General features: G+C 51.6%; 4 protein-coding genes. All 4 read right to left on the bottom strand.

Annotated elements, in window-relative coordinates:
* Positions 1–53 precede the first annotated feature (53 nt).
* From RCF31_RS27435 to RCF31_RS27420, 4 genes are read right to left on the bottom strand one after another with little or no spacing between them, the layout of a single operon-like run.
* Complete coding sequence (locus tag RCF31_RS27435) at positions 54–4,406, bottom strand: SpvB/TcaC N-terminal domain-containing protein (protein WP_416414832.1); 4,353 nt, start codon at positions 4,404–4,406, stop codon at positions 54–56.
* Positions 4,407–4,423: 17 nt separating this feature from the next.
* Positions 4,424–5,653 (bottom strand): hypothetical protein, encoded by a 1,230-nt coding sequence (locus RCF31_RS27430; RefSeq protein WP_416414831.1) that lies wholly within the window; start codon positions 5,651–5,653, stop codon positions 4,424–4,426.
* 17 nt (positions 5,654–5,670) lie between these two features.
* Positions 5,671–15,852: a Tc toxin subunit A gene (locus tag RCF31_RS27425; protein ID WP_416414830.1), complete on the bottom strand. Its 10,182-nt coding sequence runs from the start codon at positions 15,850–15,852 to the stop codon at positions 5,671–5,673.
* 48 nt (positions 15,853–15,900) lie between these two features.
* On the bottom strand, positions 15,901–19,254 hold the full coding sequence (locus RCF31_RS27420; protein WP_416414829.1) for a hypothetical protein: 3,354 nt from the start codon (positions 19,252–19,254) through the stop codon (positions 15,901–15,903).
* Positions 19,255–19,725 lie beyond the last annotated feature (471 nt).

Genomic DNA, 19,725 nt, shown 5'->3' with positions numbered 1-19,725 from the left:
CTCCTGTTAGCCGATAGTTTCACCACCGCTACTCACCCGCAGTACACCATGGTTTATTCCAGCGTGTCATTTTCATCTTCTGACACGGTAAACCACGGATAATATCCCTGCCTGCGCAAGTATCCTTTCGCCGTTAATACTTTCACTTCACGCCCTGGTGGGTCGTAAAAATGCGTATCAGCATAACCATGAACCAGCAACGACTCGTCTTTAACGTAACGCCAGTTATCAACAAAATAAGGTTGATACACACGGACAGGCAGCCCTTTATTGTTGTATTCCACGCGCCCGGATATTGCCCAACGGTTATTGCTGCTGTCCGTAACTAATTTTCCGTCAGCGACTTTGAGTGCGCCATTGTTATCCCGCAGCCAGGCTTCACCCGCTGGATGCCGCTGTGAAGTTTGCAACGTCCGGGAAAATCCATCATAAAAGGCGACGCCGATGCGAACCTGCTGTGGCCGATCCGGATATTGGTCTGCGGTGAAAATCGCCCCATGAATCGGGATTTGTTCCGTTGCCTGGATCTTCTCCGCTGTCTGTTTATTCAACCCGGTTGCAGCCGCCCGGATACGCGCGGCTTTGCGAATATAACCTTCCGGGGTGAGCAATCGCTGCTCAAGCAGGCTGCGCCACTCACTGGTTTCAAATCCGGACGGTTCCAGTTTTCCCATCCAGCTAAACGGCTCAGTCAGGATATAACAGGCAACGTCCTGTTTATCATCGGGTTTATCGAGTAGTTGGGCTAAGGTTTCAGTCGGAACTGTAAAGGTACTTACCGGTTTAAAACCGGTCGCTTTCCCCTCTTCAGTACCATAAAAGCTGGTCGCCACGACGCGTCCCAGTGCATCGAACAAAACCTCCGCGTTATTATTGTTGATATCCGTTACCTGCCAGGGAGACATGAACCGATAGTCATACTTAGCGGAAGTCACCAGTTTGGCCGCGTCCGTTACGCTTATCACTACGCAGAAATAGCTATCCCAGTTCATCTCCGTAGCACCCACCAGCAACGTTGGGCGCGTTGAGGTCGGTAAATAAAAACCGTTGAGATCGTATCGGGAGGGCGTGTATCCCCGTCGAGCCACCCAGATTTTGTCAGATTCCGCTTGAGGTCCCAGTTGCTTTTCAACCTGGAGATAACCTGCTTCCAGCAGTTTTTTTTCTAACTCGTCGCGCGTTAAAACACCGTCAAAAGCCTTGAGACATGACTCATCCAGTTCAGCGCTTTCGGTATAGTCGATCAATCCGGCAACAGGAGGGAAATGGTCAGCGTAAACAATGCGTGTTTGGCCAGCGAAGACCCTGGGTTTATCAGCGCTCAGCACACTGTCCGCCTGGAGCAGGCGCTGCTGGCTAAACCCTCCCACAGGAATCACTGATGCCGGGTACTGCAAGGCATTCTGACGGGACAACTCAGGCAATCCTATGCACCATGCCTGCGGGTCTGTAAGGTGTCGAGCCTGACTACGGGTTTCATAGATACTGACCCGTGTCTGCTGATCGTCAAAAGTGGCATCAAACCCTCCCTCAGGCAGAGTTGTCGGCCAGGCAGAGAGTTCTGCTCTTGCACGCCGCGGATAAGCGATATCAACGCTATGCACAACATGACCGAAAGCATCAAACTTCAGTTGTACCTGATGGGAAATTCTTGGATCTGCGGCAACCCGTTCGTAGTAATAACCCAGAGTTTCGATCAGCAATGGCAGTACAACCGGCTCCTGGTCACTGTATGCCGCTTGTAGCAAACGCACCTGATATCGTGACAGCGTCACGTAATAAGGAATGTGACTCTGCGGCGAATCATCCAGGCCATAAACTTCCTGGCGTAACATTTGCCCCTGCAATGCCCGGTGCAACCGTTGTGTCACTAACGCCTGCCCGGCCCCCGCCGTCCAGTCTGCGTCATACTGGGTTTCGCTTTCCGGCATGGTCAGCCGGGTTTTACCCGGTTGCCAGGGCATCCATAACGCGGGCGCCTCTGACGTGATGTCTTCATCATTTTCACGACCGGTGTGGTACCAGGTGCGTGTCAGTGACGCACTGCAAACACGGGTTGTGCCCGTGGTACCCTGGGCGTTCTCGTCTGTATCCCTGCTTTCAACCAGGCGGAAGCCTCGCAGTTCACGCATCACACCATCATAATAACCACCGCGAAAATTAAATCGCTGCGTCAATAGGTTGCCGGTGATTTCATCACGTGTTTCGATGCTACTAAGTAATTGCACCGGGAACGGTAGATGGCATTCAGCTTCAGGATGTTCTTTTTTCTCGTCAAGCCAGGCCTGAGCCGAACTGCGGTACTTCAGCTGTATGTCGATACCCATATTGCTGTTGATGCCACTGAGCAGATAAGGTTTTTGCTCTGCGAAGGTATAACACCAGTGCTGCACCGCCATATGAGGAACAGTTAACACCAGGGTAGTAGTACCATTGCCTTCCAGACCAACACAGCTTAACTGACAAAGCCGGTCATAATGCACCCCCTGCGGCAATGGCAAAATCAGCGGTGCGGCAAAAGATTGTCCCGACTGGTTACGAAAGATTAATAAACGATCCGCTTCGGCATATAAAATATCCACCGCCCCGCTACCATCAACATCCGCCAGGTAGAGCTGAGAAGGATTAAACGTATTGCTATCGAGCGTTAACCCTTTGAGGGTCCGCGGCGCAGCGAAATGCCCTCTGCCAAGGTTTGGCCAGCAGGTCACGCTGTCATGACGAACGCTAATAAGATGTTGTTGTCCTGATCCCAAAACATCACTGAAAGCGACCAGCTCGGTGACATCGCGGCCAGCGACCGGTAAGGTGATGGCCGGATCCTGAATGACAGTTTGCGGAGCAGCAAAACCTTCGCGTTGATTGATGTAAAGGCGTACGCTTTTGGGGCCAATCAGCGCCAGATCGTACAATCCGGCACCCAGCAAATCCGCAAGTTGCGCGTGCACTGACATAAATTCTGAAGGCCAGTCATGGAAGGGGATAAAGTTTGACCAGTGCCGATCTTTTCCCAGCGTGAAATAGCCTGCCAACTCCGGACGCTGGACAATCCAATCCAGTTTGCCATCGCCGTTCAGGTCCATCAGGGCCATCTCACTGCGTTTAAAAGAGGGGCTGACAGGCAACGACTGCATTGGACCATAAATGATGCTGTTCTCAGCTTCCCCCCGTTGCGGGGCGCGATAATACCAGCCGCCACCGTCACGAAAGAGCAGCCCCGGCAGTCCCTCCCCGTAGAGATCCACCAGTTGATAATCTTGCCCATCTCTTATCGCCACCAGCGCTTCCAGCGGTCGCCAGTTTTCCACCGCCAGTGATGTCGGGAAAGGGGTGTACTCCAGATCCACCGGTGGCATAGAAAGCGCCTTACCTTGCTGATCGTAACCCACCGTACGGACACTCACCAGGCGTGTCAGCATGGGGGACTCATCATATTCCGGCAGGAAACGACTGATGAGCGCAGGCGCTCCGTTATTTAGCTCCTTAAACCGATGAAACATTAATACCTGGCGGCACAGGACGTTTATTTCTCGAGCAAATCCATATTCATAAAATACCAGCGGGTCTTTGCGCAGTGGTGCGGTATTACGCTCAGCATCATAAGTCGGAGCCTTATTAAAATCGGTGCCACGTTCGCCATAATCAAAAATAACGGTAAAAAGCCATTTCCCCGGATCGACAGACAGGTTCTGCCATGCCGCCAACCTATCTGTGGCATCGACATTGCCATAAAACACCTTATCCAGTGCCGCACTCAGACAGCCCGAACGATATTGATAGCAAATCTGATGCCCTGTGGGTGCCAGTGACTCCTGCACCCACCATTCAGCCACATGTTGTGGATTGGCTGGGTCCGCGAGGCGTGCACTGGCATCTTTCCCCAGGCAATGTAAATCGCCGTCAGCGTCATGAATCAGCCAGAATCCTGGATCGTTTGCCAGCGCCCAGTGTTCAATACGATGGAAACTCCCCTCAACACTGGGAAAATAACGGGTGACGGTGTAAGTTCCCGCTAACTTCTGATTGCCGTAACTTTCACACTCGCGGATGATAATCTTGCCCGTAGTATCACGTTCCGCGACCAGTTCTTCGCCATCTGGCCCGAGGAAAGTATCATCCTGAGTATATTGCGGTACGCCATAGCGCGTTTGTCTTACCACACGCATAACACTTACATGACATCCCAGACCAAAAACACCATTTCCGTCACTGCTGCTGTAATGCAGTGAAAGGGGCGGAGCATAACCACGGCCCGGGGTAAGCGGCAGGGGGAAATTCAGCTCGCTCAATCCCCGACTGCCTGCTGGCGATAGCACTTGCCCCATTCCCTGAATCGCGCCACCGCCTTTAGGCAAGGCTAGCGCTGAAGGTGCGGAGACTTTTTCGTTTACAGAGATATTGTCCATTGTGCTCTCCCGACGGATTACGGCAATGGTTCAAAATTCAGGGTAAAAGACCCCTGATGCGGCATGATGCCATCCGAGAACAGGGAGCTGCCGGCCCCCATATACGCTCCCGTATTACCCGTGGCTTGCTGGCCCTTAAATTCTTTTTCCGTCGGAAACCAACTCGGCTGCTGCCAGTGGCTGGTGGGTTGAATGGCGTAGATGTCAGGCGGCGGCACTTTTGACAGGGACAACCAGCCCGTGGTGGTATTAATTCCCAGACTGCCATGCTCATTCACGTAGGGGACCGTTGCCCCCCAGGTAATGACGCACTGCGTGGGGGAATCCTGATCACATTTGTAGGAGACCATCGGCGGGCTGTCACTCCCCCCCACCACATATTGCGTTTCCCGGATCGTATCACCCGCTTTCACCGTCACTTTGGCGCTGTAATCCATACGGGTCGGTGAAACCACCCCACTCTGGTATCGCTTGCCAATAACCTCAGCAGGAAGCATTTTTCCGGCTACAGGCACTTCACTGCTGGTGATATCGCCAACCGCGACCAGCGCTTGATCATGTGCTGGTTCATCTCCCTCTTGCGAGGTCCAGCTGACTTTATCGCCAGAGGTTGCCCCGAGCACATCGACCACGGCTGAAAAATTACTGGGGGCGGTTTGTATCGTTTGTAACTTCCAGTCCAGGGGCCGAATAACCGGCGTGACCTCACTCAACGGCAGCACTTTCACGTTTTGCGCGATAGAAAGCACATCGGCAGTACTGCTGCAATCCGTTGCCGCCTGCTTCAGGGGCGTAAGACTCACTGACAAACCAATTTTTTTATCGACAGCCTTATCAATGGCTTCGTCATAGGCCATGGGGACCAATATCCGATAATCGACGTTTGGTTTAAGTGTCAACGCTACCGCCTGAGCTACCGGCACGTCATTCTCGGCTGCCGGGTAAAAGCGTTGTGCCAGCGTATGCGGATCGGCATCACTGACATCGCCACATATTCGCACATAGACCATTTTCTGCCCGTTAAAACTCTGACTGGTTTTCAGCGAGAAATCCGCTGTCAGTATCCGATTGAGCGGCGATATCGGCGCAATGGTACGCTGCTGCAACACAAAGTTGTCATTGTTCACGGTGGCAGGTTTCGTCGGTTTTCCCCATGCCCCGGCGGAGAATCCGATCGCCAGAGCGACCAGTGTTAACGAAACGGTTGGCTGTTTCCGTATCAGCAAAGAGATCGTATTGGTTCTCATGATCTGGCTCCTTATGACTAGATAGCGCTGAGCACGGTGGCTGTGTATTTACTGGCGAGGCCCGCATCACGTGCACGATAGTGGAACGTCACAATCACATCGGTCAGAGACTGGAGAATGCGTTGCTGTTCAGAGCTGGTTGGTCGCGGGAACTGAAGTTCCCACTCGCCGACGAGACCATTACCTTCAAACGGCAACAGCCGTTCATCATTGAAATTCATGACGAAGGCTCCGGCATCATCGAGTCCCGTTGACAGCGCAATCTGTGATGATCCTCCTTTCAGGGACATGACACTCTCCTTACCCTCCAATCCCTTGAAATCAGGTGAGTTTATGAGTGCCAACGCTGCAGTTGCATTGTCATCGGCGCTGGTCGTGAAGAAGCCCGATTTCTGCACCAGGATGGCGCAAATGTCCTCCAGCGGTCCCACCACGCACGGCAATGTCACGGTGACCGCGACAACCTGGCGCTGGTAGAGATTGGGATAGCGCTGCGCCAATGCTTTTTCCGAGACAATGAAGGGGATGGCGAACATATGATTTATCTCTTTATCACGCCCTTGCAGGGTTGTGTCCCATGCTGCGCCCAGGGCACCTTTCACCGAAAAGGTATGACGCAACTCCAGACTGCGCTCAGAGCGTGTCAGATAAGCCTGCTCCATTTTCATCAGACCCAGCCGCAATTGTTCACCTGAGGTCAATCCTTTCTGGTAACTCATCCAGCTAACGCCGGTAAAAAAGTCGGGAGTTTTATCGTAAGCACCGGTCTCATATTGCCAGGCAGTCTGCGCCATCAAACATAATGAAGTCGCCACATCGTAAGCCTGATAATAGAGGCTCGAAACCTGTGCACTCAGCCATTGGTAAAGTGCCGCGCGCGTGAAGCGGGTCTGCATAAACTGTAACTGGTCATCAAATTGCTGGATTTGTTCTACCGTCTGATCCAACTGACGCTGATAGATCTGCGCCTGCAGCGTATCCGCACGCAACTGGGCTTCAAGCTGTGTCACTTCGGCATCAACAGCCAGCTTCTGCATTTGCCACTCTTCAATCCGACGGGCATAAGATGCCCGAATCTCCGTTGTCAGGGCATCACTCATCTGTGACTCAGCGGCCGTCTGGATCGACATCCCAACCGCATTAGGAATCGCTGCCGGACGGGCTCCCCCGTCTGCCAGCCCGAAGATGTTGGGAATCACATCTAATGCCGCTCCGGTAGCCAGTAATGATGAGCCGGAAATATTTAACTGACGCACCAGGCTACGCTGAGCTAACGCGTTATTCTCCGCAGAAGTGATATCGGTATCGATCCATGCCTGAAGCGTGTTTTGCCGGGCTTTGGCACCGTTAAGCGCGGCTTCTAACCCCACCCGCGCCGCCTGGTTGAGGCTGAGTGCGTCTTTCTGGCTATCAAACACAAATTTCGCCATCAACTTCTGCTGTTTACACAACAAGGTCTGATATCCCATCTCTTCCTGACGTTCGGTGGCTGCCAGCAACTGATTACCAAACTGGATCAACACATCGACAGCGGCACTGGCGCGGGGATAAAGCACGTTGTAGCGGAAAGTGGTGAATTGACCCGCTTTCAGCTCCGTCCCTTTGTCCTGTTGCAGCCCACGGCTAACATGCAGTTGCGTCGGATCCAGCGGGGAATCATACAGAGGGAGGCTCAGTGGTTTACCATCCAGCGTCAGTCCGTTGCGCAGGTTAAACAGACGCTGCTGGAGCTGTTTAAACAAACGATTATGCAAATTGCTGCGTGGTATAAAGAAGCGCGTATCATCCAGTTGCATCAATGCCTTAACATAATCCGGCACCGCTTCCTCGACTGCCTCTGGTACCCAGACCTGTGGAACGCTGTCATCATCTTCAGCACCGAGCAATCTGGCAGCCAACAAGTAACTTTGATGCGCACTGTTAAAGCCGTCACGTGTTAGCGCACGGAACTGACTATCTCCCTGATCCAGAATGTTTTTCACATAGGCGAAGAACACCGCCCTCTGATAATAAATGGGTTGCACGCTGGCGATCAGGTCTGGGTCAGCCACCCCGTCAAGGGTATCAACAGAGACGTAGCTGAAACGGGACGTCAGCAGGCGACATTTCCACGGGGAAGGCAGTTGCCCATTTTCCCGGGGTGGGAAAGGCTCAAACAGATGTTTCAGCCAGCTTTGTGCTTCATCAAACCGCCCTTCTTCATTAAGCCGCTGGGATACCAGCAACGGCACATGGAAGAACAGCTCCCAAAAATACACCAGGTTAGCCACATCCTGCTCAACGGCATCCGGTTTGCCGTTCGCCTCCATCGGGGGTAATGGGTAATCCTGAGTGGTGGGTTTGAAGAGGACGCGCACATCCCTTCCGGCAGTTCGCACCAACTCTGCGGCAAAATGTGAATTCAGTCGGACCAGGCGCGGTAGCGTTGAGACTTTCTTCGCATCATCATCATCCAGCAAAGGTGTGGTCGGCAGGTTAATCGGATCACTAAAGGTGTTGTCTCCACCGTGAGTAAAATGCAGATTCTGGAATGGCGCATTACCGGGATCCCAGCTGGTTAATTTAATCACGGCTGATGGGCCATTAATATTCGTCAGCCAACTGCGAGCCGTGGGTGCTGTTAACTCCGGGAGTATTGCCATCACCGTGATGCCGTTAACGCTGGCACCAATCTGGCCGCTGACCGTTACCGGCACCGTCATGGTTCCGGAAAAATCCTGACCTTCGAACGCAGCCAGAGAGACTTTCAGTATCCCGCCTAACGTGTTTTTAACGCTATCACTGCTCCCCAGTTTGTCCTTATCTGCATCTGAAAGCGGTTGAATCCCCTGATACTTAATCTCTACAGACGGAGTAAACGCCTGAAATATCGTCTTGTCCGGTGTCACCTGGAGTCTTATCACGGTGGCAAGTGCCCCTGTGGCCAGCGCCACACTGGGTGCGCGCGTTTGCCGGGCAATATCTTCAGCGCGCATTGACACAGAAATACGGCAGTCATAAGTGGTGCCTTTGATGAGTACCGTGTTTTCATCAAGAGGCGTGTCACTTCCCTGGTTATACAGCCGTGCCGTGATGTGGCAGCCTTGCAGTTGTGGCGTCGGCAGGGGCAGATCGTGGGTTTGCGCTGTCTCCCCTTTGCTGTTCGTCACCACAAAGTGAGTGACGTTGTTGCTTTCTGTTCTGGCAACATCCGCTTTTGCAAGAATCTGAAAGCGCAGGGTCATACTCTCGTCTTTATTCAGATCGACATTGAGAGCAGCGGCCGACAGGGTCAGGGTGGCTTTTGCCGCATCATAAGTCGGCACGACATGGGTGACATTCCCCTTCGCTCTGACTTCCACCGGGCTGCCCGATTGCCACGAATAGCCCTGCCCCAGTTGCAGTGTTACCGCATTGCCCTTCGAGTCGTCAGTGGCTTTAACCATCAATTGCAATGTCAATGTATCACCAACCTGGATGGTTAATCCCTCACTCTCCCAGATAGATGAAATCGACAGCGCGCCTTTATTAACCGTCTGAATAAATGCCGCCGCCTGTTCGGTCCAGATCGGTTGCGGATTCTGCAAGGTGCGCAGCGATGCCCGCAACTGTCCGATGAAGGCCTGATCTGACGCCGTCACTTTCAGTGGAATGAGCAGAATCACCGTGTTTCCCATTGGCAGCTGGCACGGGAAGTCAACGGATGTGTCACTTTTGCCATCCATATCAACGGGCGACTTCAGCAGAGTTTCACCGGGCAGGGTAAGCGCTGCCGTGAGAGCATTGAGCTTCGTCGGGTCCTTCTCAATGACGATCCCCGCCGGAAGCAGTAATGAGGCGATAAGATCCTGCGCCGAACTCCCCGCGGTAACGGTAATGGCTGCGAGCAGATAAGGCGATTTCAGCTCATTAAGGGTGATGGATTGCCATGATCCCGTCTGTGCCAGTGTTTTAACGTCAGCGCCATAGCGCAAATCCAGACAGGCCTCAAGCAGCCCATTATCCACCACCGGCTGCTTCAATACCGCCTGCATTGAAGATCCCTGGCTTTTCATTTGAATGGTCGCCAGCGGCAGATTCGGGTTCGCAACATTAAGCGCCCGGACAGGAATAACAAAACTCAACGGCCCTGCTGGCAGCTCGGTAAAAATCAGAATGCCGAGGACCGGATCGCGTTGCAGTTTAGCCGAGGCGATAATGCCATTTTCCTCAAGCTGGAAAGACTTATCCAGCTGGATAACCAGCTTGCTATTTTTATCTTTATCCAGCGCCTCACCGTTTGGATTAATCTCAATACGAATAGTGGCAATATCCCCAACGTTAATCCGTTCGGGGAAGCAGCTCGATTGAATAATGAGCCGTGACAGGGCCGGAACATCGATACCGATCTTACCGATGAAAGGTGTCTCGCCTTTCATCAGAGGATCATAAATAAATTGCAGTCCTGTTCTCGCAATCTCCGTCATGGAGCTCACTGCCCAGGGAATGGCGATAAAGAAATAACTGTAGCTGGCAATATACGTTTTCAGTGACGCCTCATCTGGCGCATCCAGCATCACCGTACCATTACTCAGGCTAAAACCCGCCCCGGCACTATTCAACACTACCAGGGTTGCCGGCTTGGTTATGTCGGTCCCCATGGCATACACTTTAATATCTTCAACCTTTACCGAAGTTTTCAGCGCCAGGGAAAGTGCGAAGACACGCTTATTGTTGATATCGACGCGGATATTACGCTCGGCTTCTGCCGGTACGGCAATTTTCATCACAAAATACTGCGGCTCCGTAGAAAGCAGCTGGTATTTGCGATCCAGTACTAGCTGGTTATCCTCCGCATAAAAATTGGGTTTCAGCCAGCCCCAGTCTGCGGCCGTCATCAGATCTGCCCCCTGGTTTATTAGCTGATCTTTACCCAGAATACGCAGGTTAATGCCTTTCCTCAGCGTCGGGTTTTTCGCCGTTCCTTCACCAACCCGGAAACGGAAGGTCATCTCGCTAAAACCCACCATATCGGCATTTGGCTGTAACAGGGTCTTAGTGAAAGAAGACGTTGCCGCTTTATCTTCATCCGATACAACAATCTGCGTGGCAATAAATAAGGGTTTATCTTTGTCAACGCTACTGGCGCCTGCAAGTCTGGATGTACCCTGCCAAAAGCTGACATTGGCGCTATTAGCGAGATAGCCCACGTTCAGTTTTGTTGGTTTGTCTATCCGCGTAATTAACTGTAGGGTTGCAACGTCCTTCGGTTGCAGATCCCAGGTCCAGATAGCACGGCGCCCATCGTTGTCTGAGGTGAAGGCATCATCACTCCAGTTTTCCAGTTCATTGAGTTTCGCCCCAATCGCATCCGTATTCCCCACCAGCAACATGAATGACACGCCGGGGATCGCGATAACCTTTTGACCAATCAGCGGATCGCCGTTGCCATGAATCGTGCGGTTTGTGTTACTCCCTGCATCAATGCTATTGGGATGACGGGTAACCAGGAACTGCACCCCGCGAATATTTTCACGAATCTCCGCCGCATCTTGCTGAACTTCGGCATTGGAAACGCTCAGTTCGCCGCTTTCCACCAGCGCATCTTTTGAACCGTCAAAATCAACCACATTACTGGCATCCACGCTGACCAGAATCAGACCGTGGCGTACATCGCCTTTGCTGGTCAGCTGGCCGTTATAGACGCCGAATACCACCAGGGCATCAGACGTGGACTGAACCCGACTGTAGCGGGATACGCCCTGATAGATCAGGAAATGCACCAGTTTAAAACCAGAGGGGATAGCGCCCAGCTGCTTGTCTGTCAGGGTAACGACAGAGCGCACACCGTATGAACTCATCCCAATCTGGCCGGCACTTTCAACTTGCAGCGTCAGTCCCACTGCATTGCCAAACACCGCCTCACCCCGGCTGATCATATGCCGCTCAGTGAACAGCCAGGAATAAGGTACACAGGGAGTCATCACCCGCGTAGACACATACAGTTCATTGCCACAGATCTGATCTGGCATATTCGGCTGAGCCTGCTTCAGCCAGAGATACGAGTCTTTGTTCAGTCTGGCAATGTAGTCATGCAGTAACTTATCCTTTGTTTCTTTGTAGTTCACACCCGACTCAGGGCTGGCCGCACTGTTTTTAAGCCACGGGGTTTTGTCGTCACGCGAGGAGACGTCATTCAGGAAAGCATCAAACAATAAGTAGGTGGTCACCTTATCCAGTTCTGGCTCCACCGCAAGCGGTAATCTCAGCAGGGAAACCATCAGTAAATCTCCCGCCGGGATTTGCACATTACTCACCATGCCATCAAACTTTGCGGCGCCTTCAGGGATCACAAACGCATTAAGATGGGCAGCAGGATCGATCTTCGACTCCTCGACGGCATAATCCTGATAAATGTCTACCGGCTCACTCCATCCTCCATCCAGTTTGCGGTGTACAGCAGAAATAACGTGGTAATACTTTTTAACGGGCGCGGTATAGCTATTGGCATCGTAAGGGGTGGCCTGTTGTTTTTTATCTATCGGAAGCGGATCATTACCTGCGGGATTGGTGCTGACAGTCTCCGTCACCGCTCTGATACTTGCCCAGATGAAATAAAGGCGGCTATTGAGCATCACCAGACGTGCCTGTACCGGCAAAAAGTCTTTTACATCCGGAGCTTCCTTGTTAAGCGTTGTACACCAGGCAGTGTCCCAGCCCGCAGGTTTCCAGGGCGCTTTCAACATGACATTCTGCTGCATCGGCAGGGTGATTTTCTGCCAGGCGCTCCAGACACGGACGCCTGCGTCATTGTTACCCCAGCGACGATACCAATAGTCATAAGGCGCTTTTTTGGTACGGCCCAGGAAATACAACGGGCTGGTATCTGCATCCATGCCGTCCTGGAAGCCACCAACGATATCGAGATTCACCGTTTGTTCGAGTTCACTCAGGTATCCGGTCAACGCCGTCTCAATCTGTTCTTCATCCAGTCGGGATTGCGACAAACTATTTTCAAATACCCTGAAGGCTGGCGTTTTATTTAACCGGGCCGCTGGAATAATGTATTGATCCGGATGCCAGTGCAGCTGGACATTGGCCGCCCAGATGGCGTATTTCGCGTCGGTCTCCTGCCAGCGCAGCAACTCACCAGCATTAAACTGCAATCCCGCCTCAAGTCCTTCCACAATACGCTGGATAAAAGCCTGCACCGCCGCGATAGCCTCTGTCACGCGGCTGGTGGTTACTTTAGCGCTCATTTTGATATCAGAAAGCAGCTGCCCGGCCACATCGGTTGCATCTGGCAAATGCTCGTTAAACGCTTGCTCACCCCGCAGACCTTCGGTGTCGATAAAATGCTGACGGCATAGCGCCTGATAGTAGGTCAGTACGGCCTGGTTACGCGCTTCACAGTAGCGATCACTTATCGTCTGGCGCGCCGTGGCGTCTGTCGGGCCGACGCGCAGACTAAGCGCCTGGGCGTCGGCGTCGGTGAGCGTTGGTCCCATTTTGATGATGTGGTTGATATCGGTCAGCGACCAGCCCGTTTTTGCCGCCCAGGCCACACGGCGCGCCAGCAAGGCATGCTGGTTTGAGCTGTAGTTTTCCACCGTCAGAATTTCATTCACTGCGGCCATCTCTGCGGCATAAATCGTTGCCAGCCGCCCCTTCCATGTCGCTGCATACAACGTGGTGATGATAGCCGGTGTCGCGGGATCATCGCTCGCCGCCAGCCAGGCATAGTCACTCATTGTCAGTAACTGATCCCAAAATGTCAGGTGCTCATCGGTGCCTATCGCCCCACTGTTCCACGGCTGAATCGCCTGCTGATTTAGGTTATAACGGTTGATAATATTGATACTCAGCAGAACACCACGCAGGGAAGTATCCGCTTTGCCAGACAGTGCCGAAAACGATTTGGCATGGAATGTTGCGATAGTGGTGGCGACCGCCGGTGGCAGGCTAAACGCGTGAACCAGGAACGGTGCCGCCAGTGGCGGCACATCTTTGTCCGCCACAGTCTTACCTTTAAACAGATCAGCTGCTGATTTCTGTTCATCCTGACTCATGTCTTTCGCAGCCTGCGCGACGACTTCCTCAGCGGTCCATTTGCTCTGTGCCAGCCATTGCTGTACCTCGTCCAGCAGCAGCAAAAGATCCAGCGTATCCCTGTCCTTCTCGTCAGCCTTTACGGTAGGGGATGACAGGCGAGTGTCACTGACATTGCCGGTGATCACATCAATCAACCCCATTAAAACACCCACTTTGAGTCCAAGACGTGGCGCCAGTATGGCCGGACGCAGCAGCGCGGCAATGTTGGCCGCACTGGCTTTTTTATCCTGACTACGTGCAATCAGGGCATCAATATCAGCAACCGTTATCGCTCCGGCTGCCGCAATCAGTGCCTTCTGCTCGGAAGTGAGTTCTTTGTCAGTCACTGTAATCTGGCCAGTGGCAAACCGCTGTTGCCACAGAGAAACCTCGCCGCTATGTGACGCTGCCGGAATCGTTGAGAGAAAAGAGGCAAACTCCGCCGCCGTCATCTCATAAACATCACGGTAACGAAGATAGACACCCAGAGCGCGTAGTGTCCCCTGAGTAATATCCCCTTGTTTTTCTGCCTGGAGAGCGCTTTGCAGGACAAGATCCAGATCGGCCGCAGGAAGATTGGTATGATTCAACAGACGGATAAACTTCTGCAATCGCAATAGCACATAGGGCGTGACGCTGACCATACCTTCCCTGACCTGGCCAGGCAGCGCGTCATTGACACCGGCAGCACTTCCCCAAACATAAGCCGCACCGCAGGATCGCCCTGTCAGCTTACTGCCGGGGGACATGGCTGAGCCCACGTCTCCTTCGCCACCGCTCAATAACGCGATCAAATCCGCCGTGGAGATCCCGGCAGCCTGACTGAGCATTTCAGCGGGTACCTGCATCTGTGCTTCAGTCAGCGCAGCAATATCCGTTCCGAAGCTATTGGCGATCGCTGTCGATTCCACTTTAAAAGCGTTCTGCATCGCAGCGGTGGTTGCACCATGCCCTGTCAGCACAACACTGACATCAAGGAGATGAGCCACGCCATTGAAAGTGCATGTCAGGGTTGTCTTACCGCGGTAGACATCTGCGGCAACGCTTCCGGCGTCCACACTGAGTTGGAAAGAAACCGTTCTGGCGTCTTTATCCATCACCGGTTTCAGTTGGGCATTGCTGATGGTACCGCCGCTGGCAGATGTCAGTGTCAACGCCGATGGGATGATACTGGGATAGTCCGTCCACAACTGGCCAGGCCAGAATGAAGACATATCAATAAGATCATCAAGTTCTGACAATATTGCCTTATCGGCATTGACCTTAAAGCTGAGGGTCACCGGTGCCAGTTCCGCAGGCAGTGCTTCCGTCAGCATTTTGGCCAGTTGTGGATCGATGCCACTTAAGGCCAGGGCTGCCGCATGTTTCGGGACATCACGCCGGTATCCCTCCGCCAGCTGTTCAAACATCTCCCCCTGTGACAACGATAGCGCATCCAGGGCAAGACGGGTGCGTACCGCTGCGGCATTAAACGGCAGCGTGAGCGGATAGTGGGCGGCCGCAAGTGCGGTGAATAGGCTTTCACGACTCCCATCGCTTTTCGCAACCAGGGGGGCTGTTGCATCCATCACGATCTCTCCGGCCAATTCGCTGGCCGGAATAACCTGATTCATCGCGACATTGGAGAGCAGCATTGTTTTTAAGTCAGGGCGACGACTAAACAGCCTATCCATCGCCGTAGCACTTCCATCCTTCATCCTTTTCAATCTGTTGACCAGATACAGCAAATAACTCACCGGCGAGTCTAGCGACTGAATGCTGCCAGGTTCAGCATAACGGGTCACGTCGCGGCCAAACAGGACATCCCACAGAGGAACCTGATAACGAGCAATACGCGCCTCTGCACCACTGGCACCCACTAAAGGTGCCTGAGAGAAAAACGCCAACGGTGATGTGGCTGTAGCAGGAAGGTTATCTGACGCGTGACCGGCATTGCTGCTGGCATATTTTTTTGCCAGTGGAGCAAAGGTCTTAGCCTGGCTGTAAATTGCGGCTGCACAACCATCCAGAGCATTATCGTAATCGCAACGAAAACGCTCTTCATCCACGGCAAGAATGTCGTAAATAGAGTGAAAACTGAGTGCTGTCAGCGCATTCCCCGTCGCAACGTCATACGGGAAACTTGCATACTCTTTAGTTATCGTCGTCATGATAGAAATCCTATGATTAGCCGTTAAATGAGCGGTTTTTCCGTCTGATTACTGGTCGAGGTAGAACTGCATCGCACCATAACGTGGCAACATAGCCCCCGGGGTAAGAACGCTCTCGACATCGATGTCTTTGCTATAGAATTTTTTCGGGTTCAAAAGCGGCACTTTCGCTCCACTAAACTTCACCAGGGGACTCCAGCCACTGTCACTGACGTTTTTTCTCTTGAACACGAGATATTCGTTGTCTCTGATGGTGTCGGATATATCCTTATAAAGATCACGGTCTATCCTGTTGTGGTCCCTAAGCCAGGTCAGCGTCATCCAGTTGGGGCTCACCAGGTAAGGTACGCGTGCCTGTGCGGTTTCCACTCCCCAGGTCAACGAGCATTGTTGGGCGGCATCGCCGATATCCCCTTTACATTGCAACGCGAAGCTGAAAGGAGAGTCGTCTGCCAGGGGTTGGACGAGATCAGTCGATGCCAGAGGCCCGCCATTCTGATCAGTGACGACCGCCGTCAACTTGTAGGTAAAGGGATTGTCCGGGATGGGAATATCTGCATTAAAACAGGCCGTTTTCTCAGCTTCACAGCTGCTTTGAAGGGTCATCGGCCAGCTTTTAGTCCCATCCGTGAGATTGACTTTATCGGTCGGCGTCACCCCCAGGACGGCAACGTGGGCGGTAAATGAGATTCCATCTGCTTTCACTTCCTGCTTCTCGGCATTCAGTTCATAGATTTCAACCTTGCCACGGGTTTCGACTTTGACATCTTTATGACCGTGAACAACGCTATCTACCGCCACAATCCGATCCGGTGACTCATTTTTGACGCTCGGCGACTGCCCGATAACAAGATCTACAGGTTTGATCGCTGTGGGATGATTGTTTTCCAGCTGAACAGGAATTGACACGCTATAAGTTTCACCGGGTTGCAGCTCCAGTGAGCGAATAATCAGCGGATTGTCCCCTTTTCCGGTCCATGCATTATCAATGTCAAACGTGCAGCCTGGGTGCTTCTCACAATTCAGCGCAATGTCTCCCTGATGAGAGCGCACGACCCCATCCGGCAAAGCTAACCTCAGTTCCGTCGCTTTGATCGGTTGGCTCACTGAAGAGTGAGTTTTGAAAGTGACGAGGAGGTTTTGATCGCTCGATGTCGAACCAAACGTCAGCGGTTTGTCCGCATTCACACTGAGGTCATAGACGTTATCAGCGTTCAGTAAAGGGGCACCGAATTTGAGGTAAACGGACTTCGGTTCCGCCTGTTTGGTCACATCCGCAGAAACACCCCCCACCTTCGCAGTGAAAGAAAGGCTCTTCAGATCTTTAAGCTGCGTTAATTGGATGCCAGCATCAGCTTTTTCCGCTTCTTCACTGGTCATCACTCTGAGCTGGAGGGGTATGGTCATTCTGGTACCGTCAGCAACGGGTACCGGTGCATCTAATTTCAGAATATTGGTGTTTGTATGGCCATCCCAGGTTGATGAAAAGTCAACTTTGCTATTTCCAATCATGGCCGGAGCCAGATTCTGTTTGAGCAATTGTTCCGGCAGCTGGATATTAAGCGCCAATAGTTGCCCAACAAATTGAGAGTTGCCCTGACCAGTAGGCGTATAAGCTTTTAACGTCGCGGAAAACTCCAGATTTACCTTGTCTCCGGGACGATAAACGATCCCAGCAGGAAGATCCGATTTAGGGTCGGTCGTTGCCACCGTAACCTCAGGCATAATGGTGATTGACCGCATATCCACGACATAGTCTTTGCTATTTTTGTCTAACTCATGGTTAGAACCGATCATGCGCAGACTGTCTTCCTTACGCGACAAAACATCATTGCTGGCTTTGATTTTCCAGTCCCCGGCTAAATGACCGTTAGTGGAAAAGTTTGATATACAGCTATTACCTATTTTGCTGACACTAACATTGTCCCCATTTTTAGGGCATTCTGTTGTACTCCACAGGTTATTATCCCTTGAGCCTTCATAGGGATTCATCGTTAACACAACGTTTTTTGCATCACCAAACAATGCCTGGGTCACCTTAACGGTCGCGGTTTCTCCGGGGCGGTATTCCGATTTGTCGAGGGGTTTGATACAAGAACCGGCCAGTTGTAACCGGTCCACCATGTTTGGTTTGTTACGGGTCAACATCACTTCTCCCGCATACTGAGACTGCTCATCCCATTGACCACGGTGAACATAACAGGTGGCGTTATATTCTCGCGTTGTTCCGGTGGCTGTGACCTCGTTATCTGCGTCTCCCGGTGAATTAAGGTCGGTAGACTTAACCTGATAACTATTTGTCTTGTCTTTAAACAAATAAACCGCCCTGCCACTACTTTCATTGGTACGAAGCTCACACTCCTCCCATGGGGTGGTATTGGCATTAATTTGAGTGGTATCAATGTGAAGGTTATAGGTATGAATAAAATCATATTTGTAAATAGCGTGGCCATTAACTTGATCATCAATGACTAATCTTGGCTCACCCATACCAGCTGATTCGCGACGAAATTTAACTGGGTTCATTGTATAGGTTTTGTCTGGCATTCCTCCTCTGCCCGCCACCACACATGTGCCGGTAATATTCACATTCACGCCGGGCTTCAATAGATCAGGATTGAGTTCTCGCCAGCCAATAGTATTAGTGGTGGTTAGGTAGTCACCTCCCGCCGTACCATTAGCCACACTGGCATCACCATTTATCTGACAACTTATCAAGTGGTTATAATCCACATTACTTTTTGTCAGTGCCGCCTGCAAAGGAATATTATTAAATGAGCGGGCATAATTAAATGGAATGAAATAAGTATCAGTCTCATTATCATACCTCAGTGACTGGGTTCGGACTGATAGCTGGATATTATTGTCTGTAGGAGTACTAACCTGCACAAAACTTGAGTTCTGTTCAGAGGGAGAATCTTCAGCGCGACAAACAGAATTTTTTACCGGCTGCGCAAGTGGGACGGAAATTTTATATAAACCGGGTTTTGTGGGTGCCGTGTAGGGTTCTGTGGGCAAGATTTGGTATTCATAGTCTAAAACAGGCCCTATACCTAAACTTCGGGTAAATTGCCAGCTGCTGCCCTGCTGAATACTTTCCTGGATACGATATGACTTCGTCGTCAGGACGATGCAACCTTCTCTTTGCGATACGAATTTAACATGCTGAATAACCTGACCTGGAAATGCCTTATAAGGCTGCTGCGGCGTTGTATCCAACAGAACATTATCTTCACCAAAAGGTTTGGTATAAACCGCCAGTGCGGACGGCACATCCATCATCAATAGCAGCATCATAAAGACAAAAACTACCGACGAATGCCTTTTTAAACCGGAGAAAAAAACCAGGTTTCTTGCATCTGCCATTACCCTTTTTGGTATTGGTGTTTTTTTAACAAACATAGGACATTCCTCTCATGTCAGTTGAAACCTGTCAGGGTTTTTCTGGAGAAAGCATAGAAACCAGTGATTTGAAAATTCAAAGCACTTCCGGTGAAGTCAGATATGCATAATTTTCACAAAAAAAAATCAGAGGGATTCGTTCACCCTCCTTTTTTAATATTGGAAAAAAAAGACCGCCACCCATTGATTTAAATAACATTTCACCTTGTATATCTGGATTTAAATGTCATATCAGAAACAAAACTGACCATATCCGGGGTGATTTATAGTCGTTACTGCTGTAAAGTTTATTTATTTTAAATGTCTACAATTGCCATGGCGACGGTGCCTCATAACCAATGATACAGGGAGATAAGACCTGGTATCCTGTTTAAGCAGCATCAGTAGCCAGGGAAGGTATCCACAGGCGAGTAAGGGGTAATTAAGCAGGCAGGAAGAGATAAACGAACGCGGTTTTCAGTAGGCTACTAT

It is taken from the genome of Pantoea sp. App145 (assembly GCF_047947045.1).
GTDB lineage: Bacteria > Pseudomonadota > Gammaproteobacteria > Enterobacterales > Enterobacteriaceae > Pantoea.
Note: the sequence above shows the minus strand (reverse complement) of the source record. Positions and strands in the feature narration are given on the sequence as shown.

Excerpts from the sequence above, each read along its gene's own strand:
- RCF31_RS27420 (WP_416414829.1), bottom strand. The coding sequence starts at position 19,254 with ATGTTTGTTAAAAAAACACCAATACCAAAAAGGGTAATGGCAGATGCA.
- RCF31_RS27435 (WP_416414832.1), bottom strand. The coding sequence starts at position 4,406 with ATGGACAATATCTCTGTAAACGAAAAAGTCTCCGCACCTTCAGCGCTA.
- RCF31_RS27430 (WP_416414831.1), bottom strand. The coding sequence starts at position 5,653 with ATGAGAACCAATACGATCTCTTTGCTGATACGGAAACAGCCAACCGTT.
- RCF31_RS27425 (WP_416414830.1), bottom strand. The coding sequence starts at position 15,852 with ATGACGACGATAACTAAAGAGTATGCAAGTTTCCCGTATGACGTTGCG.